Here is a 5,462-nt window from a genome sequence, read left to right on the forward strand (position 1 = left end):
ATGATTTCCATCGTTTTCCAGCACTTATGCGATCCTTCGTAAACAAGGAAAGCACCCTTTCACGTTTCTTTAGTATGTTAAATATACTCATTTTTGATTGTCTCTTATAGTAACGCGGAGCGAGCAAAAAATATTAATAATCAAAAATGATTTAGAATAATCCACAAAATAAAGATAAAAAAAGCTGATATGCAAACATAAAAATAAAATAATTTATTAAGTGCCGACTAATTAACATTATTTATTTTTGATATTTTCTTAGATATTGCAATATATAGTTAAAAATAATCATCATAAGTATAGTGAATTCGTGTAATGCATATGTACCGTTAGCGGATGGGTGTTATAAGGCTTTAGCATGTCGAGCAGGACGGAGATATTTATTGTTTGCACACTGATGGTTTCCGGGGTACGTCCCCCAAACTGCAGTTCATGGTTGCCCGGCATTCGGTAAAAAGGTATTCCCGTACGGTTCAGATGTTCAATATAAAGAGGATAGAGTTCCGGTTTGTCTCCCACCAGATCCCCGAAATCGACACCCAGAATGTCCCTGTCGGGGTAATTTTTTTAGTTGTGCAATATCCTCAATCACTTTAGCGTAGTTCTGGAAGTTTTCTTCTTTGTGGAATTGCGGATCTGAATGAACCAGAATAAGGTGCTTCTCGTCATTGTGCGGATTTTTCTTCAGAAAAATCATCTCTCTATTTTTTATCTTTCTCAATCCGTTTGAAAAACTGTGGTACATTCATCTCCTCTTCCGGAGCATACTTCCAATTTTTAAAGCGATTTAATCTATTTCGGGCTTATATTGCACCTACTTCACGCATCCCTTTTTCTACATATTTCCACATATCATTTTCAATGATATGCACGATATCGAAGATCATTAATCCGTCAGAAGTTTCCAGGTTCATCCTGATTGATGCAGCGAGTCCTTCGGGATTATCGTAGAACTGGTCTGCCAGAATCCCTCCATAAAACTTATTCCCATCGAGGATTGATTTCAGGTGCTGGTTCGATCCTTCCACGCAGTACCATGTTCCATGTTGTGCCCACATATCAGTCTCGTTTTTGATTTCGGGGTTTTCTTTCAGGTAATCTTCAATGGTAATGGTAGTGTAGTAGTTGCCTACGGTAAACAGATCCAGCAGTTCGGCGTAACCGTAGTTCTTGTAGGCGGGAGTGGCCCAGTCGTAATCGGCCGAAGGATCGTAATTCCTGCTTGCAAAGTTAACTCCCACTTCAAAGTAAGAGGGGTACCAGGCGCCTGTATAGGTCCCGAAAGAGATATTTGGATTGGCGGATTTGATGACCTTCCTGGCTTTTGACATGAAGTCATAGATGACAGATGTACGCCATTCGATCCATTGCAGGAAATACTTGCCGCGTTCGGGGTAGAGCCCGCCGTTTTCGTTTTTCTTCCATCGGTAGATATCGTCGGGGAAGCGATCCATGTTTTTTCCCAGATAGTTTTCAAATTTCTTACGTGACAATTCCGAAAAATCTGCGGTGAAGCCGTCGTATCGCACCCTGTCGAGAATGATACCGTCCAGTTCCGGGTATTTTTCCACGATCTCTCTGAAGATATTCAGGATATAGCTTTGAAATTCCTCATTCACAGGATTTACCATGGCTGAATATTTGTTTTTCTCCTCTGTTATAGGGATCAGCTTCACCTCTTCATCCGGTGTGTAAATAATAGATGCCCATTCTGATTTCCCTTCCTCATAGATCGGGCCGGAATCCATATAGTTGTGGCCTGCCACAAAGGTGTTGAGAGATGCCTGCACCTTCAGCCCGAGGCTGTGAGCTTTCTCAATGTAGTATTCCAGGTAATCAAAATCGTAATGGATCTCTTTTCCTTTCCATTCCGTGAGCTTCGGGGCATATTGGCTGTCATAAAGTACGTGTCCCGAAATGGGCCGAACATCAACCACAATATCTGTAAAACCTAGTCCTTTTACTTTTTCCAGATAATAGTCAATAGTGTCTTTGTTATTGAATCGCTCAATATTAGCTGTTGCATCAATCCAAATGAGTTTCGGTAAAATATCTGCCGGTTGGGATTTCTTGTCTGTGTTGCAACATAAAAAAAAAGTTGTGATCAAAAGGGTTAGAAATATCTTAAATATGCTGTTCATTTTTTTATAGTATATTGATATCTTTAATATTACGATGACCTCTGTCCGCATTTCGGTAATAGATGGTTTATTTACTGCCTATGGCTTTATTTATACCCTCTTTTGCGTATTGCCACTGATTGGCCATTTTTAAATGAATCATATCAAACAGGAAATAACCGTCGCATTCATCCATACAGGCTTTTACGGAGTTGACAATTGCTTGGTTTTCCTGCTCCTGGGTCGCCTGATTGTTGCTGTCCCAGTTGCCTACATCGGGACCGGCGGCAACCATGGGGCAGCTATCTTTAATTTTGTCCTTTGCCAGCTTCGAAAAACCCTGCATCGTCCATTCAGAAGATCCATATACTCTTAGTGGAGAGGCATAGGCGCCTATTAGGATCTGGTCCATCAATCCGGCACACCCGTAATTCATATATTGAGGGGTAGCCCACTTGTAGGTCAGGCTTGGGTTGTATTTCGGACTGGCCCAGTTGACGCCAACCTCATAGTAAGTAGAATACCACCCCCCGACATAGATGCCAAACTTCATATCCGGATTCACTGATTTTACAGTACCGCGTGCTTTAGACATAAAGTCATAGATTACCTTCGCTCTGAATTCGAGCCATTTGGTGAAGTAGGGGGGATAGGTGCTCATGGCGATGACTTGTTGCATAGTTGTCCCGGGAGGGAGAATATCGCCAGGGAAATTTGCCAGCTTTACATTTCCCAGATATGCCTCAAACTTTTTTCTGGTGAGATCGGAGAAATCGGACTGTACTCCGTCGAATCTTCCCCTGTCGAGGATGATGCCATCCAGATTATATTTGGCAAGGTCTTTAAGCAGATCACATAAATAATTCTGTACATCATCATTTGCCGGATTGAAGAATTTTGTTCCTCCTCCTGCATCCATAGTATTTGTGATGCCGGTGGAGAGATTTTCGGAGGTTGCCCAATCTTTCTTTGACGAATCTCTGTAGAGGAGCCCCTGGCTGCCTAACCCGCTGCTGTGCCCCCCCGCCATTGTATTGAATCCTGCGTGAACCTTTAAGTTCAGCTTATGCCCTTCATCGATGAATGCCTGCAGATAGTCCCAGGTTGCGGTTCGTTCTACTTTTGAATACACACCGTTCACCCATGCCCCCAGCCATTGTACCTGTGCCGCACCCTGAACGGACGATTTATAAAGTATATCGCCCGATGTTGGACGGATGTCCACGACAATATCCGTAAAACCGGCATCTTTGGCCAGTTTTAAATCACGAACAATATTCTCCCTGCTATTGGCAAAGTCACGGAAGTTGGCTGCTGCATCTATCCATATATAACGGGGCTTATTTATATTGTTTTTGGGTGGATCGGGAAATTCATAATCCGTATCTGGAGCTTCATCTCGTCCACAGGCTGCGGAAAGGAGCAGCAGCGGGGCAAGGATGATAGCTATAAAGAATCTGTATGCGGGTAATTTTAGTATTCTCATAATTAATGAAATGTTTATTTGATATCTTGCAGCTAGCCCCCACCGGGTTGCTGATCATATGACTGGGGTTGTTGGAAAAAGTTGTCTGAATTTTGCGGTGACTAAAATAAAACTGGTACCAAAGGTAACACAAATTTTCTTTTTAATCAGGCTCAAAATTCAGACAACTCAATTATACGGTTTATCTGAACCTTATCTTACATGTCAATACAATCATATTGTACACATACTACACATCCGTTGGTGAACATGAAGTAGAGATACATGTAATATCCGTCGGTTGAAACTTTCAAAATTACATCTCCGGTGCCGTTTCCATTTTGTCCTCCGTTGTCTTTACCGCCGTATGTGCCGATTGGAGAGGTCCAAATGGGTTCGGTGAATGTGGTGGTTGAACTTGCATCAAACAGATAGATCTTGTCGTCACTACCCCAGGTGAAAGAGTTTACCGAGTTGCTTGCAGCATACGGATTTCCGTTGAACACGGTGTAGTCGGCTGCATTTTGTACCCAGTTTCCGCTTATCTCTGGTCCGAGCGCCCTGAAAGTGTTGGTTTTACCGTCTATCCATGCGAATCTTCTAGGTAATGCATAGTAAGAAACAAAATAGTCACCTATGGGGTCTGAAGGGTTGGTAGCTACAACGTCGGCGTTGTTCCACCAGGCTCCTCCTATTTCGGGTATAGCTACTATCTCGGGTATCTGCGACTGAAGCACTCCTCCTTTAACCTGCCAGCGGGCAAATGATTTGGCGTCACCCATAATTGCTGCAGTGATGATTGCATCCCCGTCGAGACTCCCTTTTATTGAGAGTTTTCGCCCAATGGCAGTGCTTCCGCTCGCAGCCCAGTCAATGTAGAGCTCGGGAGTACCGTTCACACCGTTGATTCTCCACACCTTGTAGGTGCCTGCATTTGGCGCAAGATTGCATATCAGGATATTGTTTCCGTCATCTGCTGTGGCAAAGAAGTTGGTAAGGCCTCCGATAATGGATTGCATATTGGGCATTGTGCCTACCTTCGTACCCGTCTTGCGATCCAGTATCATGCCAGGTTCATTTCTTGTATTCACAATAACATAATCTTTCGTAACGGCAAGACTGGTTGTTACATTCAGCGCTGAAATACCCAGATCGGTCTGCAGTTTCTTTGACCAGAGTACCTTGTCACTGCCGTTGCGCATACCCAGTTCCACTTTGTTTGGAACATCTTTTCGAATGGTATAGATCGCTTTGTCCGACCCATTCTGTGCAGTAACGGTAAGAGTTACTTCGTTGTCATAGTTCAGAGCAGTTGTTCTGGGATCAGGGCTGATGGTTGCGCCGTGAGAAATGCTTAGCTTAGCCAATACCTCGCCGATCGGTTCAATAGAGATGAGGGAAATAGTCTTGTTTAGCTCATCGATAATGCCAGAAATGCCTAGTGCATCGAGGTTGAAGTCGGTAATCTTAGCCTCGGCGCTTTTACGGATCTCTGCTACAATCTTATAATCTTTTTTTGTTTTTGACTGGTCGGTAACCGTAATAAAGTTTTCTTTAGTCAGATCCATATAAAGAAGGGATGGGGAGATAGTTACATTATCATCCAGGTTTGCCGTCACTCTCACCTTTTTCAGGTCATCCGTTGTAAGTACATTCTCGGATGTTCTGGGGTAGTTGTACGGAAATACAATTGTAATAACGCCGGTCTCGTAATTTATTTCGCTTGTGAAGCTGTTTTCAGAACTTTCGTCACCATAAAAGGATGCATTCAGACTGTTAATTCCATAGCGCGACACAGAAGGTGTCAGGTCTTCTACCTGCTGGCATCCGTTCAGCAAGAAAAATGCTGAACAGAGTAACGTAAGGGTTGTATATAT

3 protein-coding genes are annotated in these 5,462 nt (G+C 43.2%); all 3 read right to left on the reverse strand.

The window, feature by feature from the left end:
* Window positions 1-803: 803 nt before the first annotated feature.
* On the reverse strand, window positions 804-2,141 hold the full coding sequence (locus tag B3Z75_RS02225; RefSeq protein ID WP_238868059.1) for an alpha amylase family protein: 1,338 nt from the start codon (window positions 2,139-2,141) through the stop codon (window positions 804-806).
* Window positions 2,142-2,208: 67 nt separating this feature from the next.
* Window positions 2,209-3,606, reverse strand: coding sequence for an alpha amylase family protein (locus B3Z75_RS02230; RefSeq protein ID WP_238868058.1), 1,398 nt, complete (start codon window positions 3,604-3,606; stop codon window positions 2,209-2,211).
* 197 nt (window positions 3,607-3,803) lie between these two features.
* Complete coding sequence (locus tag B3Z75_RS02235; protein WP_414702849.1) at window positions 3,804-5,462, reverse strand: DUF5018 domain-containing protein; 1,659 nt, start codon at window positions 5,460-5,462, stop codon at window positions 3,804-3,806.

The sequence above is a fragment of the Proteiniphilum sp. UBA1028 genome, assembly GCF_002316955.1.
In the GTDB taxonomy this organism is placed as follows: domain Bacteria; phylum Bacteroidota; class Bacteroidia; order Bacteroidales; family Dysgonomonadaceae; genus Proteiniphilum.

Coding starts and splice junctions, on each gene's coding strand:
- B3Z75_RS02225 (WP_238868059.1), bottom strand. CDS start 2,141: ATGAACAGCATATTTAAGATATTTCTAACCCTTTTGATCACAACTTTT.
- B3Z75_RS02230 (WP_238868058.1), bottom strand. CDS start 3,606: ATGAGAATACTAAAATTACCCGCATACAGATTCTTTATAGCTATCATC.